Raw genomic sequence first — 21,496 nt, 5'->3', positions numbered from 1 at the left:
GCCCGGGGTGGGCTCACCGGTGGGCAGAGACGAGGAGCGCCGACCTTTGGCAGAGCAACTTCGACTCATGGCCGTGCACGCGCACCCCGACGACGAGTCGAGCAAGGGCGCCGCGACGACGGCGAAGTACGTCGCCGAGGGGGTGGACGTGCTGGTCGTGACCTGTACGGGCGGCGAGCGTGGCAGCGTGCTCAACCCCAAGCTCGACCGACCCGACGTGTGGGCGAACATCGCCGAGATCCGTCGGGCCGAGATGGACGCCGCGCGGGCCATCCTCGGCATCGAGCAGGCGTGGCTGGGCTTCGTCGACTCCGGCCTGCCCGAGGGTGATCCGCTGCCGCCGCTACCCGAGGGCTGTTTCGCCCTGCAGGACGTCGCGGTGGCCGCCGGCCCGCTGGTGCGGCTGATGCGCGAGTTCCGCCCGCACGTGGTCACCACGTACGACGAGGAGGGCGGCTACCCGCACCCCGATCACATCATGTGCCACAAGGTCAGCGTGGCGGCCTTCGACGCGGCCGGCGACGCCGGGCAGTACCCGGAGCTGGGGGAGCCCTGGCAACCGCTGAAGCTCTACTACGATGTCGGCTTCTCCAAGGGCAAGGTCCTGGCGCTGCACGAGGCCATCCTCGCCACCGGCGTCGAGTCGCCGTACGGAGAGTGGCTGGAACGCTGGGAGGATCGGCCGGACAAGGGCCCGCGGATCACCACCCGGGTCGAGTGCGCGGAATACTTCCCCGTCCGGGACGACGCGCTGCGGGCGCACGCCACCCAGGTGGACCCGGACGGCTTCTGGTTCCAGGTGCCGATGGAGCTGCAGCAGCGCGCCTGGCCGACGGAGGATTACCAGCTGGTCCGGTCGATGGTCGACAGTCCGCTGCCCGAGTCCGACCTGTTCGCCGGCGTACGGGAGACGGCCCATGCCCGCTGAGTTGGTGGCGGGCTACCCTGGTCGCACACCGCGACCCGGAGGAAACCCATGCTGACCGCTGTCCAGGTGCTCGCCCAGAACAACTTCGGGGACACCCGCACGGGTGGCCTGGCCGGGCCCACGGGCCTGTTCCTCATCCTGGTCCTCGGCACGGCGACCGTGCTGCTGATCCGCAACATGAACGCCCGACTGCGCCGGCTGCCCGACCGTTTCCCCGGTCAGGAGCCCGCCGCGGCAGATCCGGATCCGGTGCATCAGTCGGTCAGTGATCCGACAGATGGGACCGTGAGAGCTGATTCATCCGAGGACCTGCCCAACCAGCGTCAGCAGCGCCGCGAGGGCTGATCGGGGCATGATTCACGTCGAACCGGATGGTCGACCCCTGTTGCGACCATCGGGATTGGCTTAGCCTTCCGCCGGAGGACCAGAAGTCCTCAAGCTGTGCGCGGGAGGGGGCGCCGATGACCACCGCAGTCGTGTCCGCCCTCCGCGTGGCCTGCCCCCGGTCGGCGGGAGGGGGTCGGTGACCTCCGGCAGGGCCGGTCATCCGCTCGACCGGTCCGCGGGCCGTGGGACACCGCTCGGGCTGCACCTGCTCACCGCCGCCGTCGTGGCCACCGCATTGGTCGCCGCGGTGGTGGGGCTGAGCCTGCCCGTCAGGCTGCCCGCCGACGATCCCCTCGGCCCGGCCGGCGGGCTGGCCCGGTTCGGCATCGCGGTTGCCCTGTTCGCCGTGGCGCAGCTCGCCCGGCTGCGGTTCCGCGCCGCCGCCGGCGTGGTCAGTGTGACCTGGGGTGAGGCGGCGCTGATCGTCTGCCTCTACCTGGCACCACCCGGTTGGCTGCCCGCCGCCGCGCTGATCGGCGTGACGCTCGCCTGGACGGCGCTCTCGGTGGTGGACGACGGCCGATCGACGTGGGACGTGGTCCGCATCGCCGGGACACAGACCGCCGCCACCGCGCTCGCGGTGGCGGTCACCACCGCCCTGGGCCAGCCGATGCTGGCCAGCCCGACCCCGTCGCTCGCGCTCGCGGCGGTCGCCGGTGCGGTCGCCTACCTGCTGGCGAGTGCCTGGCTGGGCGGGATGATGCTGGCGCTGCGGCACGGGATGCCGATCGGGCGCCCGCTGCTCGCCGCGCTGCGCGGCAAGCTGCTGATGTTCGTCGGCAACGTGGTGGTCGGCCTGCTGGTGGTGGCGCTGGTCGAGATCGACCCGCGCTGGCTCCTGCTGCTGCCCGCCCCGCTGTGGCTGTTCCAGCAGACCTATCGGCAGCGGCTGCGCGAGGACCGGGAGCGGCGGACCTGGCGGTCCTTCGCCGAGGCGACGGCCGCACTGAACCAACTCGACGAGCGCGGCGTGGCCACCGCGGGTGTCACCGGCGCCCTCTCGCTCTTCGAGGCGGAGATGGTCGACGTGGAGGTGGCCCGGGGCGACGGACGGTGGCGCCGCTACCGGGGTGACCCCGGCGGTCAGGTGGTCGACCGGGAGATCGCGCCTCCGGGCGACCACGAGCCCGAACCGGGGGAACTGGTCCGCGACCTGTCGGTGGGCGAGACGCGGGTCGGCCGGCTACGGGTGCGGTTCCCCCGCACGGCCGGGCCCATCGGCCGGGAGCGCGACGCCCACGCCGCGTTCGCCGACGCCCTGGCCGCCGCCCTGCACGATGCGGCCACCCACCGGGAGCTACGACTGGTCAACGCCCGCTCGTCGTACGAGGCGGTGCACGACCCGCTGACCGGCCTGGCCAACCGGGCGGCCATGCTCGGCAGGGGCGATCAGGCGCTGCGGCAGCTGGCCCACGACCACCCCGTTGCCCTGCTGCTGCTCGACATCGACCAGTTCAAGGACGTCAACGACACGCTCGGGCACGCCGCCGGCGACCAGCTGCTGCGGTTGACCGCGAATCGGCTGGGCACCCTGGCGCGCTCCGGTGACCTGCTGGCCCGGCTCGGCGGCGACGAGTTCGCGCTGCTGCTGACGTCGGTCCCGGTGGTCGGCGATCGCGCCGCCCCGATGGCGTACGCGCTGCGCCAGGCCCGGGACATCGCCGAGCGGCTGGCCGCGCCGACGGAGGTGGCCGGGGTGCGGATGTCCGTCGAGGTCTCCGTCGGGGTGGTGGTGGCCCCGGCCGGTACCGCCGACCTGACCGAGCTGCTGCGCCGCGCCGACATCGCGATGTACCAGGCGAAGTCCGGTGGCGGCAGCGTGGCGTCGTACGACAGTTCGCGGGACGCGGCCAGCACCGACCAGCTGGCCCTGCTCGCGGAGCTGCGCGAGGCGTTGCAGGCCGATGACCAACTGGTGCTGGTGTTGCAGCCGGCCGTGGACCTGGCCACCGGGGCGCCGACCGGCGTGGAGGCGTTGATCCGCTGGCGGCACCCGCGTCGGGGCTGGCTCGGGCCGGCCGACTTCATCCGGCCGGTGGAGAACAGCGACCAGCTCGGCACCTTTACCCGGTACGTGCTGGACAAGGCGCTCTCGGTCGCCGCCGGCTGGGCCCGGGAGGGTCTGGACATCCCCATCTCGGTGAACCTCTCCGCCCGCAGCCTGCTGGATCCGCGGCTGCCGGCGGAGATCGCCGAGGCGCTGCGCCGGCACCAGGTGCCGGCGGACCGGCTGGTCCTGGAGATCACCGAGACGGTGGTGATGAGCGAGCTCGAAGTCATCGACCAGGTGCTCACCACGCTGCGGTCGATGGGCGTGCAGCTGGCGGTGGACGACTTCGGCACCGGCTTCTCGTCGCTGACGTTCCTCACCCGGATCGCGGTGGACGAGTTGAAGGTGGACCGGTCCTTCGTGCTCCGGATGGCGGATTCACCCGAGGCGGCGGCCATCGTGCGTACCACCGTGGGGTTGGCCCACGAGCTGGGCCTGCGGGTGGTGGCCGAGGGGGTGGAGACGGCCGCGCAGCGTTCCGCGCTGGCCGAGCTGGGCTGCAACGCCGCCCAGGGCTACCACTTCTTCAAGCCGATGCCCGCCGACAAGATCGCCGCCGTCCTCAACTCCCTGGCCCGCCAGGTCCCCACCAACGTCCTCCCCCTCCGCGCCGACGGCGCCTCCTAACCCCACCCTCCCGCGTCCCCCACCTCACCCTCACCCCAGCCCGGGTTGATCATGAAGTTGTTGTCACCCCGACCGGCGTGTCGTGGTAACAACTTCATGATCACCGGGGCGATCGGGTGGGGTGAGGGGTGAGGGGTGGGGAGGGGGTGGGGGTGGGTGGGGGTTAGGCGCGGGGGAGGGTTTGGGGGATTACCTGGGGGAGGGGGGCCCAGTCGGCGGAGGCGATGGTGGCGTGGCGGGCGGCCAGCTCGGTGAGGCGGGCGAGGGCGGCGTCCGGGTCGGTGTTGCCGATGGCGGGCGGGACCTTGTGCGCGTCGGTCATCACCAGCAGGTAGTGGTTGGTCGAGTACCAGGCGGTGTCGATGCCGCCGGTGACGTACGCGGTGGCGTCGCCGTCGAAGATGACGAACCAGGGGCGCAGGTTGGTCTCGGCGTACTGGGTGCGCGGGTCGCCGGTTCGTGCCCGGTGTACGGCCGGGAACGCCTTCGCGGTATCGAGGGTGCCGGCCGAGTCCAGTGCGACCAGGTGTCGGGCGTACTCCACGTCGGTCCGGAGCGTGTCGGTCGGGTTGCCGTGCTCCACGGTGCCCGGGATGAGGTAGACGATCACCTTCCCGGCGAGCTGTCGGCGGGTCGGCCAGGCGTTCGCGCGAGCGGCGGCGTCCAGGCTGGCGTGCCCGCCACGCAGCTGCGCCGGGGTGAAGAGACGGTCGCCGAGTCGGGCGGCGAGGACCGCGTCGAGCTGCGTCGGGCCCTGGCCGGTGCGGGCGCTGAACCCCGTCTTCAGCTCGATCTTGAGCAGTAGCGGCCCGGCGTCCGGGTGCGCGGTCAGCCAGAGCCGGATGTTGTCCAGGCAGTGCTCCAGGTTCCGGTTCCGGGTGCCGGTGTAGAGCTGGGCGGCGCTGGTGGCGGCCACGCAGTTGTTGTCGTTGCCGAGCGGGTTGGAGTGGCTGACCCGCCACTGCCGGGTGAGGATGTCCGGCCAGACGTCCAGCTCGATCAGGCCGGGCCGGGCGTCGAGCGACTGCGCGAGGTAGGTGTAGGTGGCCCGCTCGTACGCGTTGTGGGTGCCGACGCCGGTGGTGGCCGAGATCCGGGCGTCCGGGTCAACCGCCATGGCGGGAGAGCCGGTGGCGAGCAGGGTCGTGGTCAGTGTGACCGCCGCGAGCACCGACCAGGTACGGGATCCGCGCATGCATGCCTCCTGAGGGGACGGCCGGGCGCTGGTTCGCCCGGGCATGCACAGATGAAAGTCGATCGACGTGAACGGGGGGAGGCGTCCGGTGGGCGCCGTGGTGTGATGCCGTGGTGCGATGCCGAGCGGGCTGTCTACTGCCGACCGTTGTCCGGCCGCAGCATCGCCGGGTGCAGCAGGGTCGCGTTTCCGCGCCGGTACAACGCGGCCGGGCGGCCGGTGGGCGGATTGCGCTGCGCCCCGGTGGGCACCACGAAGCCACTCACGCCGGTGACCTTGCGGTGGAAGTTGCGCGGGTCGAGGCGTACCTGCCAGACGGCCTCGTAGACGGCGCGTAGCTCGCCGATGGTGAAGGTCTCTGCGCAGAAGGCGGTGGCCAGTGGCGAGTACTCGAGCTTGGCCCGGGCGCGTTCGAGCGCGTCCCGCAGGATGATGTCGTGGTCGAAGGCGAGCCAGCCGTGGCTCAGCCGATCGTGGTCGACCGGCTCCCACCGGGCGCGCGCCGCGTCGGTGCCCGCCATCGGCATCGGCAGATCCGGAGCGATGGCCAGGTACGCGACGGAGGCGACCGCGCCACGCGGATCCCGCCCCGGCGTGGCGTACGTCCGGACCTGTTCCAGGTGGAGGGTGCGGCCGTCCAGCCCGGTCTCCTCGGAGAGTTCGCGTACCGCGGTGTCGTCCAGGTCTTCGCCCGCCCGGACGAACCCACCGGGCAGCGCGACCCTGCCCTCGAACGGTGGCTGTCCTCGTTCGATCAGCAAGACCGCAAGGTGCCCGTCACGGATCGTGAGGACCGCCAGGTCGATGGCGATCCGGAAGGCGGTCGGCTGGTGCGGCACATCCGGAAGGGTAGCCGCATCCCCCATGGCCCGCTCAGGCATCCCGATCAGGTGAGAGTCGGCTCGTTCCGGACCGTGCCGCTGGCCCAGACGCGCTCGAACTCCTGGGCGAAGTGCCGATACCAGGTCGGATCCCGTTCCGCACGCAGCGTGATGGTCGCCTCGCGTCCGTCCGGCCGGTGCGAGTAGATGTCGACGGATATCTGCCCGCTCGGCTCCTCGGGATCGATCAGCAGCATGCCGAATGCCGGCACGAAGCGGAGCAGCCGGACCTCCAGCCGCCCGGTGCCGGCGGTCTCGGCGGAGAGGTAGTCCAGCAGGTCGATGGTGGGCTGGACCCGATGCGCGAACACGTTGCCCCCGCCCACCGCGTCGAGCCCGTTGCGGCGGGCCGCCTCCTGCGGCGCGGCACTGGTCGGGTCGATGAGCGCCACCCGGACGGTCGCCCCTGCGGCCAGCTGTTTCCGCAGCTCGTCCAGGTGGTTGCGGATCGTCCGGTTCAGGCTCACCCCGAGCAGCCGGATGTCCCGCGCGCCGGCCATCGCCGCCGCCCCGCCGGGGACGGCGGCGGTGAGCAGCCGGTCCACCGAGCTGACCTCGTCCGCACGGAGGCTGCCGGCCACCGCCCGCAGCGCGGACTCGATCCGCCGCAACCGTCGGCGGCCGGTCAGCAGCTCGAAGGTGATGACACCGAGGACGGCGAGGGTCACTGCGGCCACCACGTCGGATCCGGTCACGTCGAGCAGGCCGAGCAGGCCGACGGCCAACGCCGTCCCGGAGACGAGGTACGCCTCCAACTCCCCGGCGGTCAGCCGGCGGAGCAGCGCCGCCGGCCGGAGCCGGCCGCACGTCGGGCGTCGGGCGTCGGCGTGGCTCACGGCTCGTCCACGACCAGCCGTAGGTAGGGCAGGAGCCGCTCCAGGACCAGCGCGGCGTGCCGGGCCGCCAGCTCATGGTCGCGGTGTCCCTTGTGCCGGTCCGCGCGGTCCGAAATGCCCCGGATGGTCATCCAGCCCCGCGCGGGCTGCGCCCCGGCGATCTCCTCGTAGAACCCCTGGGCGAGTCCGCCGGCCTCGGTCTCCACCGCGAGCACCTTCTCATGTACCCCGACCAGCCAGGACCGGATGTCCGAGCCGGCATCGGTCACCACGGCGTTGCCCGAGCCGATCGGACCACGGTGGATCAGGAAACCCCGCCCGGGCTCGGGGCGGACGACCGTGCCGTGCCGGACCAGGAAGTCGTTGACCCGGCGCCGGAGCACGGGCGCCGTCGCCTGGATCCGGCCGCGGCGCTGGGGGCCGTTCTCGGTCTCCCGGCGACTGTCGTACCAGATCACCTCGTCGGCGAGGACCACGTCGCCGATCTCCAGGTCGGCTCGTACCGCGCCGGCGATGCCCACCAGCAGGACGAGCGGCGGGGCGAAGCGTTGGCGCAGGTCCCGATAGGCGAGCAGGGCGGAGTGCGTACCCGGTTCGAGGGTCTGGGCGGCGACCACCCGCAGTGGTCCACCCTCGGCGGCGATGGTGGCCCAGTGCACCGCCGCGCCCCCGTACGCCTGCTCCACTCGGTGCCCCGATGCCCGGCTGAGCACCTCGACCACCGCGGCCATCTCCTCCCGGAGGACGGTGAGGACGGCTACGTCGGCCCGCCGGCCGGCGGCCCGGTCGGCGTCGGGCGCGGCCGGGGCGGTGCGGGGATGGATGTGCTGCTCGGCATTGACGCTCCCGCCGACCGAGACGGTGCCCCCGCTGACCACCATGCCGGTGTTCGTGGCCGGATGGCTGTTCATCGGTCTCCTCCGGGATTGACGGCAGCGCTGAGGGTCTGGGTGGCGTTCACGTCACCGTGCACCGTCAGCGAGCCGTTGGTGACCACCGCGCCCGCGTTGAGGACGGTCAGCGCCCGTTGGCGGTACTCGGTGGTGTCCACGCCTCGGCCGTCGAGGAAGTCGAGCACGGCGGCGAGCAATCGTCGCTCGATGATCCGCTGGTACTTGTCGATCTCCTGGGTCTGGATGTGGTTGCGGGTGTCCGGGGCCGTGCCGAGTTCCCGGACGCTCACCGTCGCCCCGTAGTCGTAGCCGGCACGCACCTGCCGGTCGGCCTTTGTCCAGTTGGAGTTCAACACCGCGTTCACGCCGGCCCGGATCAGGTTGATCGGGGCCTGGCCGATGGTGGTCGGAGCGTCGAGCAGGCCGCGTACGGTGGCCCGCAGGTATGCCTCCCGACCCGTGCCGCCGACCTGGTCGACCACCCGGTAGCGGTCGTCGCAGGGCGGCAGCGCCGTCGAGGTGAACTCGATGTAGAGCGACTTGCCCTGCACCGCGACGTGCACGTGGACGGTGGTGACCAACTCACCCCGCCAGGAGACGACCTGGCAGACCAGGTAGTGCCGGGCGGGCGCGGTGGGGTTACGGAGGATCTCCGCCACGTGCTCGGGCGGGGTGTACGGGATGAGCTGGGCGGTCTTGGTGCCGGCGAGGAAGACCCGGTCGTCGACGGTGAGGCCGGGCAGTCGGCGCTCCGGAGCCTGCTCCGTGGTCAAGGTGGTCAGTTCGTCGCGTAGGTGGCCGACCAACTCGGCGGCGGTGAACGGCGCACTGGCGAACTCCCGCTCGCCCTCCGGGGCCAGGCCCTTCAGCGGGCTGCCGGCGCGGACCAGCCGCTGCGCGAGCCCCCAGCTCTTCCAGAGGTAGCCGGCGCCGACGAAGGGCCGGTATCCGGAGTAGACGATGGTGTTGCCGGTCTCCTGCCGCCGGATGTCGTCGAAGCGGTGCGACCGGGCCGGTGGGGTGGGCATCCGGCCGGGAGCGAACGTGTCCAGCCGGCTCTGCCGGACCAGGTTCGCCACCACCGGCGGGGCGAGCACCAGCAGGAGGACCATCAGCATCACGCTCGGGTGCAGGCTGAACGCGGCCAGGCTGGGGTCGCGGCCGCCGGACTGCATGGCGGCCACCGTGCCGAGAGAGGCGGCGAACACGATCGGCCCGAGCAACAGGAGCAGGACCCCGGCGATCAGGAAGCGGAGTAGGACGAGCGCGGTGCGCCCGACGATGAGGCCCGCGCTGGCGCGGCTTCCCTGGCGCAGTTCTCGCACGGTGTCCTGGATGAGCCGCACGGTCGAGGTGATCAGGTAGAGCGTCACCAGCGCGGTGAGGGCGAAGCCGAACGCGAGCGGCGCCGCGCAGGCGCTGACGACGAGGACGCCGAGAATCACCGCGTCCCTGATGGTGACGAGGCGGCGGGCCTGCAGGCAGTGCCCGAGCACGGCGACCAGGTCGAAGCCGTACGACGGGGCAACCAGGCGGCCCTCCTGGTGGTAGACCTCGTTCAGGCTGGTGCGCTGGAACTGCTCGTCGAGGTATGCCCCGGCGCACAGGTGCCGGGTGGCGTTGGAGGCGGCGGGCGGCAGTGAGGCGGGCGGCGATGCCGGGCGCACGCTGGTGTTGGCGTTGGTCATGGCGTTCCGTCCAGGCGGTCGTGAGCCGGAGGGGCCCGTGGGGGTGATCTGGGGGAGGGGCGGGCCGCCCCGTGGTCGTCGTCGACCGCGTGGCGACACTCTTTGTGTTAGTTAGACGATAAGTGACGGTACGGCGTCCGCACACTTCATGTCAATGGGACGATTAGTTGGCCCCGGCGCTCTCTCGAAGGAGGACATGCCGCCGCGCGGGGTGCTGGATATGGTCGTCGGGTGAACCGACTCGCGGACGCCACCAGCCCGTACCTCCTCCAGCACGCCGACAACCCGGTGGACTGGTGGCCCTGGTGCGACGAGGCGTTCGCCGAGGCGAAACGGCGGGACGTCCCGGTGCTCATCTCGGTCGGCTACGCGGCCTGCCACTGGTGCCACGTGATGGCGCACGAGTCGTTCGAGGACGAGACGGTCGGCGAGCTGCTGAACGACGGCTTCGTCTCGATCAAGGTGGACCGCGAGGAACGCCCCGACGTCGACGCCGTCTACATGACCGCCACCCAGGCGATGACCGGCCAGGGCGGCTGGCCGATGACCGTCTTCGCCACGCCGGAGGGCACCCCCTTCTTCTGCGGGACGTACTTCCCCCGCCAGAACTTCGTCCGGCTGCTCCAGTCGGTCGGCACCGCGTGGCGGGACCAGCGTGACGCCGTGCTGCGCCAGGGCGCCGCGGTGGTGGAGGCGATCGGTGGCGCCCAGGCCGTCGGCGGCCCGACCGCCCCGCTCACCGCCGAGCTGCTCGACGCCGCCGCCGACCAGCTGGCCGGTGAGTACGACGAGACCAACGGCGGGTTCGGCGGCGCGCCGAAGTTCCCGCCGCACATGAACCTGCTCTTCCTGCTGCGGCACCACCAGCGCACCGGCTCGGCCCGGAGCCTGGAGATCGTCCGGCACACCTGCGAGGCGATGGCCCGGGGCGGCATCCACGACCAGCTCGCCGGGGGCTTCGCCCGGTACTCCGTGGACGCGCACTGGACCGTGCCGCACTTCGAGAAGATGCTCTACGACAACGCCCTGCTGCTGCGGGTCTACACCCAGCTGTGGCGCCTCACCGGCGACGCGCTGGCGCTGCGGGTGGCCCGGGACATCGCCCGGTTCCTCGCCGACGAGCTGCACCGCCCCGGCCAGGGATTCGCCTCCGCGCTGGACGCGGACACCGAGGGCGTCGAGGGGCTCACCTACGCCTGGACCCCGGCCCAGCTGGTCGAGGTGCTGGGCGAGGAGGACGGCCGCTGGGCCGCCGACCTGTTCGCCGTCACCGAATCCGGCACCTTTGAACGGGGCACGAGCGTGTTGCGGCTGGCCCGGGACGTGGACGACGCCGACCCGGCCGTGCGGGGGCGCTGGCAGGACGTCGTCAGCCGGCTGCTCGCCGCCCGGGACACCCGGCCCCAGCCGGCGCGCGACGACAAGGTGGTGGCCGCCTGGAACGGGCTCGCGATCACCGCCATCGCCGAGTTCGTCCGGCTCGTCGAGACCACCGGCCGGATCGGCACCGAGGGGGAGGCGAATCTGCTGGAGGGGGTGACCATCGTCGCCGACGGGGCGATGCGGGACACCGCCGAGTACCTCGCCCGGGTGCACGTGGTGGACGGGCGGCTGCGTCGCGCGTCCCGGGACGGCCGGGTCGGCGAGCCGGCCGGCGTGCTCGAAGACTACGGCTGCGTGGCCGAGGCGTTCTGCGCCATGCACCAGGTCACCGGCGAGGGCCGGTGGCTGGAGCTGGCCGGCCGGCTGCTCGACGCCGCCCTGGTGCACTTCGCCGCGCCCGGCGGCGCGTTCTACGACACCGCCGACGACGCGGAGCAGTTGGTGGCCCGGCCGGCCGATCCGACGGACAACGCCACTCCCTCGGGCCGGTCCGCGATCGCCGCCGCCCTGGTCGCGTACGCGGCGCTGACCGGCGAGAACCGTTACCGGGAGGCCGCCGAGGCAGCCCTGTCGACCGTCGCGCCGATCGTCGGCCGGCACGCCCGGTTCACCGGGTACGCGGCGACCGTGGGCGAGGCGCTGCTCTCCGGGCCGTACGAGATCGCGGTGGCCACCGGTGACCCGGCCGGTGACCCGCTGGTCGCGGCGGCGCACCGGCACGCCCCGCCCGGGGCGGTGATCGTGGCGGGCCGCCCGGACCAGCCGGGGGTGCCGCTGCTGGCCGGCCGGCCGCTGCTCGGCGAGCGGGCCGCCGCGTACGTCTGCCGGGGTTTCGTCTGTCAGCGGCCGGTCACCGGCGTCGAGGAGCTGGTGGCGCAGCTGAGCTGAGCCGGATCCGCCGGTGGACGCCGTGACCGGCCCGGATAGGCTGGCGCCGCTATGGACTCCCGTATCGGTCTGCCTGTTGTCGGCATGGTGGGCGGCGGCCAACTGGCCCGGATGACCCACCAGGCCGCCATCTCCCTCGGCCAGTCGCTGCGTGTGCTCGCGCTCACGCCGGACGACGGCGCGGCCCTGGTCGCCGCCGACGTCCAGTACGGCGACCACACCGACCTCGCCGCGCTGCGCACCTTCGCCAAGGGCTGCGACGTGGTCACCTTCGACCACGAGCACGTCCCGACCGAGCACATCCGCGCGCTGACCGACGAGGGGGTGAAGCTGTTCCCGCCCGCCGATGCCCTGGTGCACGCGCAGGACAAGCAGGTGATGCGGGAGCGGCTCGGTGCGCTGGGCGCGCCGAACCCGAGGTGGCGGCCCGTGGCGGTCCCCGCCGACCTGGTCGGCTTCGGTGACGAGGTGGGCTGGCCGGTCGTGCTCAAGGCGGCCCGTGGCGGGTACGACGGGCGGGGGGTCTGGCCGGTCACCGACGCCGCACACGCCGACGACCTGGTCCGGACGCTGCTCGCCGGCGGTACGACGCTCATCGTCGAGGAGCGGGTGGCGCTGCGCCGGGAACTGGCCGTGCAGGTGGCGCGCTCGCCGTTCGGCCAGGTCGCGGTCTACCCGGTGGTGGAGACGGTGCAGCGGGACGGGATCTGTGTCGAGGTGCTGGCACCCGCGCCCGGCCTGCCGGAGGAGTTGGCGGTCTCCGCGCAGCAGCTCGCCATCGACCTGGCCACCGCGCTCGGTGTGGTGGGCCTGCTGGCGGTGGAGCTGTTCGAGGTGGCCGACCCGACGGCGCCGGGCGGCAGCCGGGTCGTGGTCAACGAGCTGGCGATGCGCCCGCACAACTCCGGGCACTGGACCATCGAGGGCGCCCGGACGTCGCAGTTCGAGCAGCACCTGCGGGCGGTGCTGGACTACCCGATGGGCGACACCTCGCTGACCGCGCCGGTGGTGGTGATGGCCAACGTGCTCGGTGGCGAGCCGGGCGGCATGCCGCTCGACGAACGGCTGCACCACCTCTTCGCCGCCGAGCCCACCGCCCGGGTGCACCTGTACGGCAAGCAGCTGCGCTCCGGTCGCAAGATCGGCCACGTCACGGTGCTCGGCGACGAGCTGGACGAGGTACGCGCCCGCGCCGCCCGGGCGGTCCGCTGGCTGCGCCACGGCGAATGAGGGCGAGCGAGCCGGTGCGAGCCGCAGTGGCGAACGAAGGAGGAGACCGGGTGAGCACCGTTGGTGTGATCATGGGCAGCGACTCGGACTGGCCGACCATGAAGGCCGCCGCTGAGGTGCTCGCCGAGTTCGAGGTGCCGTACGACGTGGAGGTGGTCTCCGCGCACCGTACGCCGGTGAAGATGATCGACTACGGCCGGGCCGCCGCCGACCGTGGCCTCAAGGTGATCATCGCCGGGGCCGGTGGGGCGGCGGCGCTGCCCGGCATGGTCGCCTCGGTGACGCCGCTGCCGGTGATCGGCGTGCCGGTGCCGTTGACGCACCTTGACGGCATGGACTCGCTGCTGTCCATCGTGCAGATGCCGGCCGGCGTGCCGGTGGCCACCGTGTCGATCGGCAACGCCCGCAACGCCGGGCTGCTCGCCGTCCGTATCCTGGCCGCCGCCGACCGCACCCTGCTCGACCGGATGTCGGCGTACCAGGCGGACCTGGAGCAACTGGTCGCGGAGAAGGACGCGGCGCTGCGCGCCTCCCTGGCCTGAGCCGGGCGCTGGCGGCCACCCCTGCGCCTCAGCGCATGCCGCGCAGGGCGGTCTGGAGGCGTTCCTGGGCGCGGCGGCGGCGCTCGTTGCTGGCGCCGAGGATTAGCAGCAGGAAGCCGACCGGGATCAGCGCCAGCCACGGTCCGAGGCTGAACAGCGCGTGCACCGCCGCGATGGCGGTGACCACCGCGCCGACGATGACCGGGGCCTGCTGCTGGCTCATCGAACCGAAGACCAGCACGGCGACCGCGCCGAGCAGCAGGAGCACCTGACGAAGGGTGCTCGAATCGGTGGCCAGCACGATCGCCAGGGTCGGCACGAAGGCGGCGATCAGCGCCGGCCCGTACGCCACCCAGCTGCTCAGGTCGGGCCGCTGGCGCAGCTCCAGCACGCCGACCAGCAACGCCAGCGCGGCGAACGGCAGCGTGTACGCCTCGGGCAGTGCCACGTCGGCGACCCACATCAGGATCCACCAGGCGGTGATCTCGCAGATCACCACCGCCCAGAACAGGATGCGTCGCTCCACCGGCCGGCGACCGGGTCGGGTCGCCGCGAGACCCAGGACCGCGCCCCAGGCGGCGAGCAGCGCGGCGATGTGCCGGGGCGAGTCGAAGGCCAGCGCCAGGGCGATCAGCGCGGCGGCGTGTCCGCTCCATTCCACGGTCGCCGCCTCGCGTTGTGCCTCCGGGCGGCGTAGCCGGGGCAGGGTGGCGGCGAAGACCTGCAACGCCGCGCCGACCGCCAGCACCCCGAACGCCGACGAGACCGCGGCGAGCCCGGCGACCAGGCCGGCGGTGAGCACGAACAGCTGCGCCATCAGCGAGGCGAACAGCCAGCCGAGGAGGCGGGCCCGGGAGGTGATGCCGTGCAGCGCCGCCGCCAGGCCGACCCCGACCGCACCGCCGAGGGTGAACAGGGTCAGCTCCCGGGTGGCGAGGCTGCCGGCGAGGCCCGCGCCGCCGGCCGCCAGCCCGATCACGAAGACGAGTACGCGGGCCAGCCGCAGGGAGCGGGCCGGCTCCACCAGGGGCGGGGGTGGCGTCAGCGCCAGCCCCAACATCGAGATGGTGAACACGGCCAGCGCGGAGAGGGTGCTCGCCGGCCAGCCGCCGCCCAGCGCGATCGGGGCGATTAGCAGGGTCACGGCGGCGCCGGGCAGGACCACCGGCACGGCCCGGGACCGGCGACCGGCGCTGAACCCGATGGCCGCCAGGGCCGCCGTCGCGGTGAGCAGCAGCGCGGTGAGCACGTGGGTCGGGTTGGCCGCGGCCGGTGGCGGGGTGAGCAGCTCCGGTGGTGGCCCCTGCCAGACGCTGGCGAGCGTGCGGTGCGGATGGATCAGCGCCGCCACCAGTGCCGGGGTGATGGAGACCAGCGCCAGAATGGTCGGCAGGGCGGCGGCGGCCAGCGTCCCGGCGGCCGGGCTCACCCGCCACCGGCGGCGCCCGGCATCGTCCGGCAGCCGGCGCAGCGCCCCGTCCAGCAGCACCGACCACCGGCGGACCGGCTGGGCCGCGCCGGCTGGCGGCTCGGTGGCCGCCCGGACCAGTTCGGCGAGCACACCGAGTAGGGCCGCCGCCGCGGCGTAGACGCCGACCGGCAGGTGGACGAGTAGGGCGGCGAGCGCGGTCACGGTCGCGCCGCCGACCACCCCGGCACTGGCCCAGGGCAGGTACTGCGGCACCTGCCGGCGGGCCGTCGCCACCGCGGCCAGGCCGAGGCTGGACGCGGCCAGGCCGGCGGTCAGCACCACCTGGGGCGAGTGGCCGAACTCGGCGGCGAGGGCGGCCGTGGCACCCGGCAGCGCCAGCAACGCCGCACCGACCGCCGCACCGCCGATCTGCGCCAGGTGCGGTGGCATCCCGTCCGCGTCGATGTCCTCGACGAGCGGTACGGCCATGTTCCGGGCCAGCGCCGCGACCACCGCACCGATCAACACGATGCTGCCCAGGGCCAGCGCGGTGGTCCACGGCCGCACCAGGCCGGCGCCGGCCGCGTGCAGCGCGACCACCCCGGCCACCGTGATCCGGGACAGCGCCGCCCGGGGGTCGAACGAGGCGACCGCGGCCATCCCGAAGATCGTGGCGACCATGCCACCGATCAGGACCGGCGACCACCACGAGAGGTCGAACGCGGCGGGAGCGCCGATGGTGGCGAGCACGACCGCCACGCCGGCCACGTCGTAGCGCCAGGGCGGGGGCAGCAGGATGCCCGCGGCGACCGCGAGCAGCGCCAGGGCGATCGGGCCCTGCCAGGTGGCGCCGCCGGTCGGTGCGGCCGGCCAGCCGCTGAGATCACCGTTCCAGATGGGGCCGGGGGTGGCCAGCACCCCGACGCCTCCGCGCAGGGCCATCCAGCCGGCCAGCAGCCCGATCAGCACGCCGCCGACCGTGAGACCGAGGACCGGTCCGCGCCGCCACTGCTCGGGCATCGCCCGTGCCGCCACGGCGACCAGCAGGACCAGGGCGGCGGCGACGGCGAGCTGCCCGCCCGGCGCGAGCACCGCGCCGATCCGCAGCAGGGTGGCGACCAGCGCGGCGGTCACCGCGGCGGCCGCCAGGTCGGAGCCGTCCAGGGTCAGGTCGGAGCGGCGGCCGGTGTCGATCGAGGGGGCCAGGAAGAGCAGCACCGCAGAGACCAGCAGCAGCGCGCCGACCCAGGCGTCGGCCACGGTGGCGCCCGGTGCGCCGAACGCGGCAGCGGCCACCGCCAGCGCACCGAGGCCGGTACCCACCGACAGCGGTACCGGGATCTGGCGTTGCGACACCTGCACGATCGCGGCGTAACCGAGGGTGACGCAGACGGCGAGGAAGCTGGCCGCCAGCACCGGCACGGTCGCCTCGCGCAGGCTCGCCGGGGTCGGCGTGGCGTCGACCGGCAGGGTGGCGGCGACGAAGGCGGCCACCGCTCCGGGCAGCGCGAAGGCGGCGCCGCCGGCGGCCCAGGCCGAGACCGTGTCCGCCGGCGCCGGGGCGAGCCGGATCCGGGGGGCGGCGGCGATCAGCGCGCCGGCCACGACGATGCTGAGCAGCACGGCGGCGGTCAACGCCGGACGGGTCAGGGATGCGCCGGCACCGGCCAGGCCGACGACGGCGGCGGCGACCGCGTGCGCCAGCGCGGCCCGGGCGGTGCGGGCGGACAGTCCGGTCGCGCCGATGCCGATCGCGGCCAGCACCATCGGCCACGGCGCCCACGTCCAGGCCAACCCGAAGGAGGCCGGTACGGCGAGTGCGGTCAGCGCGGCGCCGGTCACCGCGAACTCGCGGCGGATCTCCGGTGGCAGGGCCAGCACCGCGGCCACGGTCAGCAGGAAGGCGCTGGCGGCGAGCTGCCCGGCGGCCGGTCCCACCGCGGCGGCCAGTTCGGCCGGGTACCGGTCGAGATCCGCCGCCCAGGCCGGCAGCGCCGCCTGTACCGGGGCGAGCCCGGCGCGCAGGGCGCTGCCGGCGACCACCACTCCGCTGACCGTGAGCGCCACCGCGGAGGCCAGCTGTGGGCCGCGGCGGGCGGACTCGGGTACCGCACGTACCGCGAGACCGGTGACCGTGATGACGGCCGCGATCAGCAGCAGCGCGCGGCCGGGCAGCGCCACCGAGGCGATCCGGCCCAGGGCGCCGATCACGGCGAGGGTGAGCACGCCCGCGCCCAGGTCGGGCAGGGGTGGGCGGCGGAGCATCAGCGTGCCGGCCAGGCAGACGGCGGCGGCGAGGAGCAGCACCAGCCCGGCGCCGGTCGCGTCCGTCACGGTGGTGGTCCGCAGCAGGGCGGTCACCGCGTACGCCAGGGCGACCGCGACCGCCACGCCGTGCAGCGCCCAGGTCAGTTCCCGCAGCCCCGGCACCGGTCGGCTCGGCGGCACCGCCGCGGTCCCCGGAGTGAGGTCCAGCAACTCGCCGGACTCCTCCGGCGCGGCCTCGGGCCTCCCCTCGGCCTGCCGTTGCCGGGGCGCGTTCGTCCGGGCGGGCGCGGTCGGGACCTCGGTGAGCGGCTGTTCCACGGTGACCGGGGAGCGGGCCAGCCACAGGTCGAGCAGGGCCACCACCGTCAGCACCAGCGCCCAGCCGGCCGGGCCGGTGATCCGGTCGTATGCCAGCAGCGGCACCACCGGCTGCGCGGCCAGTACGGTGGCGAACCGGGGTGCCCGCAGCCTGGTCCACCCCGCGTAGGCGACGGAGACGGCGGCGGTCACCGCGAAGATCACCCCGGCGAAGACCGCACCGGAGGCGGCGCCGTTGCCGATCCGGTCCACGGTCCACAACGCGTACCCCGCGAGGGGCACCAGGAGCAGGCCCACCGCGGAGATGGTCTCGGCGGTGGAGGTCAGCCCGCGTCGGACCAGCACCGGCGGCGCGAGCAGCATGAGCACGGTCGCGAGCAGCAGGATGCCGAGGCGGGTCAGCGCGTCCATCGAGCTGGTGGCGACCACGGCGAAGACCACCGCGGCGACACCGAGCAACAGCGCGCCGAGGCCGAGCGGGATGTTCTGCACCTCCCGTGAGGAGGCCTCCGGCGGGTGCTCCGGGTCGTCGGCGTCCAGCCAGACGGGTGGTACGGGATCGTCCGCGTCGATGGTGGCGCCCTGCCGGGGCACCCGAGGCGGTGGTGGTGGCGGTGGTGCGTTGCCGGCCGCCGGGCGACGCGGTGCGGCGGTGCCGTCGCCCGACGGGCGGCGCGGCGATCGGCGGCGCAGCACCCGGCGGGGCCGGGCGGCCTGGCCGGTACGGTCCTCGCCGGCGTTACCGGCGTGCGCGAGGGTGTCCCGCTGGAAGAGTGCGGCCTGCATCTTGGAGGCGAGTTGCCGCTGTTCGCTGGCGATGGCGGCCTCGCGGGCCTTCATCTCCGCGATGGACCGCTCGATCTCCGCCAGGTGCTCGGACCACTGTGGCTGATGGGCGCCGCAGTGCGGGCAGCGGACGGCCGGCTTGATCTCCCGGTCGCACGAGGAGCACTGAAAGGTCGCCACGACACCCCTCCACCCGCAGTGTGGATTTCCACTGTCGCAGCATGCCCAATGCAGCCCCGGAATTCGACCACCGTCGGCGGGTCACTCACCAGACTGGGCCAGGTCACCCCAACCTAGGGTCGCCCCATCCCCCGATACTCCCACCCCGCCTGCGTCCACAGTGCCGGGTCGAGGCAGTTGCGGGCGTCGACCACCCGCCGGCCGGCGACCAGCTCGCCGAGGGCGGTGGGGTCGGCGTTGCGGAAGTCCGCCCACTCGGTGAGGACGCAGACCAGGTCGGCGCCCCGCACCGCCTCGGTGACGTCGGGTTCGTAGACCAGCTCCGGCACCGCCCGGCGGGCGTTCTCCATGCCCTGCGGGTCGTGGACGTGCACGTCGGCGCCGGCCTTGTGCAGCAGCGCGGCGACGGCGAGTGCGGGCGCGTCGCGTACGTCGTCGGTGTTGGGTTTGAAGGTCGCGCCGAGCACCGCGATCCGGGTGCCGGACAGGTCCGGGCCGGCGGGGCCGGAGGGGCGGCCGAGCAGGTCGGCGGCGAGCTGGAGGACCCGCGTCCGGCGGCGCAGGTTGATCAGGTCGACCTCGTGCAGGAAGCGCAGCGCCTCGCCGGCGCCCAACTCCTGTGCCCGGGCCTGGAAGGCGCGGATGTCCTTGGGCAGGCAGGCGCCGCCAAAGCCGAGCCCGGCCTGTAGGAAGCGGTTGCCGATGCGGGGGTCGTAGCCGATGGCCCGGGCCAGCTGGGTGACGTCGCCGCCGGAGGCCTCGCAGACCTCGGCCATCGCGTTGATGAAGGAGATCTTGGTGGCGAGGAAGGCGTTCGCGGCGACCTTGACCAGCTCCGCGGTGGCGAAGTCGGTGACCACCAGGGGCACCTCGCGGTCCTCGGTGGCGGCGAGGTCGAACACGCCCTTGTGGGCCGCGTACAGCATGCCGTTGGCCCACTCGCTCTTGACCCCGACCACGATCCGGTTGGGCCGCAGCACGTCGTCGACGGCGAAGCCCTCCTGGAGGAACTCGGGACTCCAGGCCACCTCGACGCCGAGGTCGATCTGGCTGTGCTTGCCGACCAGCTGCTCCACCCATTCGGCGGTGCCGACCGGAACGGTGGACTTGCCGACGATCAGCGCCTTGCGGGTCAGGTGCTGGGCCAGGCGGGTGACCGACGCCTCGACGTACGACAGGTCGGCGCCCATCCCGTCGGCGCGCTGCGGCGTGCCGACGCAGATGAAGTGCACGTCGCCGAAGTCGGCGGTCTCGGCGATGTCGGTGCTGAACCGCAGCCGGCCGGCGGCCAGGTTGCGGCGGAGCAGCTCGTCCAGGCCGGGCTCGTGGATCGGCACCTCGCCCGCGTTGAGCTTGGCGATCTTGTCCGTGTCGACGTCGAAACCGAGCACCTCGTAGCCGAGTTCGGCGTAACAGATGGCGTAGGTCGCGCCGAGGTAGCCGGTGCCCAGGAAGGTCACCCGCGGCCGGGAGGCGCCCGAGGGAGGTGCCACCGCCGCGATGGCGGGCACCGGCTGGGTGTTCGGGTACGGGATGGTCACGCCTGTCTTCTCCGCTCGCGTGGGCGCCGCGTGGCTGCGTCGCGTTCATGTCGCGGCGCCAGGGCGGGGCGCCGGAGGGGGTGGTTCGTTGTCCGTCTTCCATCATCGCCGAGCGGCGCCGGCGCCCCGCCATGACCCAGCCTACGCGCCGGTAACATCAGCTGAACTGTGGCCGTTATCCTTCAAGTCTGCGCGGTGGGCGTCCGGATGACCACGCTACAGATTGCGCATGTTGGCGGCGAAGGGGAGGGGCCGATATGGCCGCAGAGCAGTCGTTCGACGCGTACCGGTTGCCCGAGGAGCACGAGGCGATCCGGGAAGCGGTCCGTGAGGTCTGTGCGGCGAAGGTGGCTCCGCATGCCGCCGAGGCGGATGAGACAGGTGAGTTCCCGAAGGCGTCGTACGACGCGCTGCGTGCCGCCGACTTCCACGCGCCGCACGTCCCGGTCGAGTACGGCGGTGCCGGGGCGGACGCGCTGGCCACGGCGATCGTGATCGAGGAGGTCGCACGGGCCTGCGCCTCGTCCTCACTGATCCCGGCGGTGAACAAGCTCGGCACGATGCCGCTGCTGCTCGCCGGCTCCGACGAGCTCAAGCGTCGCTACCTGACCCCGGTCGCCAGCGGCGAGGCGATGTTCTCGTACTGCCTCTCCGAGCCGGAGGCCGGCAGTGACGCGGCGTCGATGACGACCCGGGCGGTACGTGACGGCGATCACTGGGTGCTCAACGGCGTGAAGCGGTGGATCACCAACGCCGGTGTCTCGGAGTTCTACACCGTCTTCGCGGTGACCGACCCCACCGCCCGGTCCCGGGGCATCTCCGCCTTCGTGGTCGAGAAGTCCGACCCGGGGGTCAGCTTCGGCGCGCCCGAGAAGAAGCTGGGCATCAAGGGCTCCCCGACCCGCGAGGTCTACCTGGACAATGTCCGGATCCCGGCGGACCGGATGATCGGCGCCGAGGGCACCGGCTTCGCCACCGCGATGAAGACCCTGGACCACACCCGGGTCACCATCGCCGCGCAGGCCGTGGGCATCGCCCAGGGCGCGCTCGACTACGCCAAGGGGTACGTCGCCGAGCGCAAGCAGTTCGGCAAGGCGGTCGCCGAGTTCCAGGGCGTGCAGTTCATGCTCGCCGACATGGGGATGAAGCTGGAGGCGGCCCGGCAGCTGACGTACGCGGCGGCCGGCCGGTCCGAGCGTGGCGACGCCGACCTGACGTACTTCGGCGCGGCGGCCAAGTGCTTCGCCTCGGACGCGGCGATGGAGATCACCACCGACGCGGTGCAGCTGCTCGGCGGCTACGGCTACACCCGGGACTACCCGGTGGAGCGGATGATGCGCGACGCCAAGATCACTCAGATCTACGAGGGGACGAACCAGGTCCAGCGCATCGTGATGGCCCGCCAGCTGCTCAAGGGCTGACCGCCGGCGCAGATGCCGGCCGCCGCCCCCCGCCCCGCGGACT

Annotated in this window: 14 protein-coding genes; 7 read left to right on the top strand and 7 right to left on the bottom strand. The window is 73.3% G+C overall.

What is annotated here, in order from left to right; translation table 11 throughout:
• Positions 1 to 46: 46 nt before the first annotated feature.
• The 3 genes from mca to O7615_RS04970 all read left to right on the top strand — a co-directional run bounded on the left by mca (position 47) and on the right by O7615_RS04970 (position 3,992).
• Positions 47 to 928: a mycothiol conjugate amidase Mca gene (mca, locus tag O7615_RS04980; RefSeq protein WP_278176093.1), complete on the top strand. Its 882-nt coding sequence runs from the start codon at positions 47 to 49 to the stop codon at positions 926 to 928.
• 48 nt (positions 929 to 976) lie between these two features.
• On the top strand, positions 977 to 1,273 hold the full coding sequence (locus O7615_RS04975) for a hypothetical protein (protein WP_278176092.1): 297 nt from the start codon (positions 977 to 979) through the stop codon (positions 1,271 to 1,273).
• A 241-nt stretch (positions 1,274 to 1,514) separates the two neighbouring features.
• A complete protein-coding gene (locus O7615_RS04970) occupies positions 1,515 to 3,992 on the top strand; it encodes a bifunctional diguanylate cyclase/phosphodiesterase (protein ID WP_278181972.1) in 2,478 nt (825 codons plus the stop codon).
• Positions 3,993 to 4,155: 163 nt separating this feature from the next.
• On the opposite strand, the gene O7615_RS04965 is transcribed toward O7615_RS04970, so the two are convergent.
• The 5 genes from O7615_RS04965 to O7615_RS04945 all read right to left on the bottom strand — a co-directional run bounded on the left by O7615_RS04965 (position 4,156) and on the right by O7615_RS04945 (position 9,485).
• On the bottom strand, positions 4,156 to 5,187 hold the full coding sequence (locus O7615_RS04965; protein WP_278176090.1) for a phosphatidylinositol-specific phospholipase C domain-containing protein: 1,032 nt from the start codon (positions 5,185 to 5,187) through the stop codon (positions 4,156 to 4,158).
• A gap of 134 nt (positions 5,188 to 5,321) precedes the next feature.
• Positions 5,322 to 6,026 (bottom strand): NUDIX domain-containing protein, encoded by a 705-nt coding sequence (locus O7615_RS04960; protein ID WP_278176089.1) that lies wholly within the window; start codon positions 6,024 to 6,026, stop codon positions 5,322 to 5,324.
• A gap of 47 nt (positions 6,027 to 6,073) precedes the next feature.
• Positions 6,074 to 6,904 (bottom strand): DUF5919 domain-containing protein, encoded by an 831-nt coding sequence (locus O7615_RS04955; protein ID WP_278176088.1) that lies wholly within the window; start codon positions 6,902 to 6,904, stop codon positions 6,074 to 6,076.
• Entirely contained in the window at positions 6,901 to 7,815 is a 915-nt protein-coding gene (locus O7615_RS04950; RefSeq protein WP_278176087.1) for a hypothetical protein, read from the bottom strand. The genes O7615_RS04955 and O7615_RS04950 overlap by 4 nt, the downstream gene beginning before the upstream one ends.
• Positions 7,812 to 9,485 (bottom strand): hypothetical protein, encoded by a 1,674-nt coding sequence (locus tag O7615_RS04945; protein WP_278176085.1) that lies wholly within the window; start codon positions 9,483 to 9,485, stop codon positions 7,812 to 7,814. Before O7615_RS04945 ends, O7615_RS04950 begins: the two co-directional genes overlap by 4 nt.
• Before the next feature lie 231 nt (positions 9,486 to 9,716).
• Here O7615_RS04945 and O7615_RS04940 point away from each other — a divergent pair, with 231 nt between their 5' ends.
• From O7615_RS04940 to purE, 3 genes are read left to right on the top strand one after another with little or no spacing between them, the layout of a single operon-like run.
• A complete protein-coding gene (locus tag O7615_RS04940; protein ID WP_278176084.1) occupies positions 9,717 to 11,756 on the top strand; it encodes a thioredoxin domain-containing protein in 2,040 nt (679 codons plus the stop codon).
• Between the two features lie 51 nt (positions 11,757 to 11,807).
• On the top strand, positions 11,808 to 12,986 hold the full coding sequence (locus tag O7615_RS04935) for a 5-(carboxyamino)imidazole ribonucleotide synthase (protein ID WP_278176083.1): 1,179 nt from the start codon (positions 11,808 to 11,810) through the stop codon (positions 12,984 to 12,986).
• Between the two features lie 50 nt (positions 12,987 to 13,036).
• Positions 13,037 to 13,528: a 5-(carboxyamino)imidazole ribonucleotide mutase gene (gene purE / locus O7615_RS04930; protein WP_278176082.1), complete on the top strand. Its 492-nt coding sequence runs from the start codon at positions 13,037 to 13,039 to the stop codon at positions 13,526 to 13,528.
• Positions 13,529 to 13,556: 28 nt separating this feature from the next.
• On the opposite strand, the gene O7615_RS04925 is transcribed toward purE, so the two are convergent.
• Both O7615_RS04925 and O7615_RS04920 read right to left on the bottom strand, forming a co-directional pair.
• On the bottom strand, positions 13,557 to 18,491 hold the full coding sequence (locus O7615_RS04925; RefSeq protein WP_278176081.1) for a permease: 4,935 nt from the start codon (positions 18,489 to 18,491) through the stop codon (positions 13,557 to 13,559).
• A 113-nt stretch (positions 18,492 to 18,604) separates the two neighbouring features.
• Complete coding sequence (locus O7615_RS04920; protein ID WP_278176080.1) at positions 18,605 to 20,032, bottom strand: UDP-glucose/GDP-mannose dehydrogenase family protein; 1,428 nt, start codon at positions 20,030 to 20,032, stop codon at positions 18,605 to 18,607.
• A gap of 257 nt (positions 20,033 to 20,289) precedes the next feature.
• On the opposite strand from O7615_RS04920, the gene O7615_RS04915 reads away from it, so the two are divergent.
• Positions 20,290 to 21,453 carry an acyl-CoA dehydrogenase family protein gene (locus O7615_RS04915; RefSeq protein ID WP_278176079.1) on the top strand — a complete coding sequence of 388 codons (1,164 nt, stop codon included), beginning with the start codon at positions 20,290 to 20,292 and terminating at the stop codon, positions 21,451 to 21,453.
• Positions 21,454 to 21,496: the final 43 nt, after the last annotated feature.

The sequence above is a fragment of the Micromonospora sp. WMMD1082 genome (assembly GCF_029626175.1).
In the GTDB taxonomy this organism is placed as follows: Bacteria; Actinomycetota; Actinomycetes; order Mycobacteriales; family Micromonosporaceae; genus Micromonospora.
The sequence above is the reverse complement of the archived record's forward strand: the minus strand, read 5'-3'. Positions and strand labels throughout refer to the sequence as shown.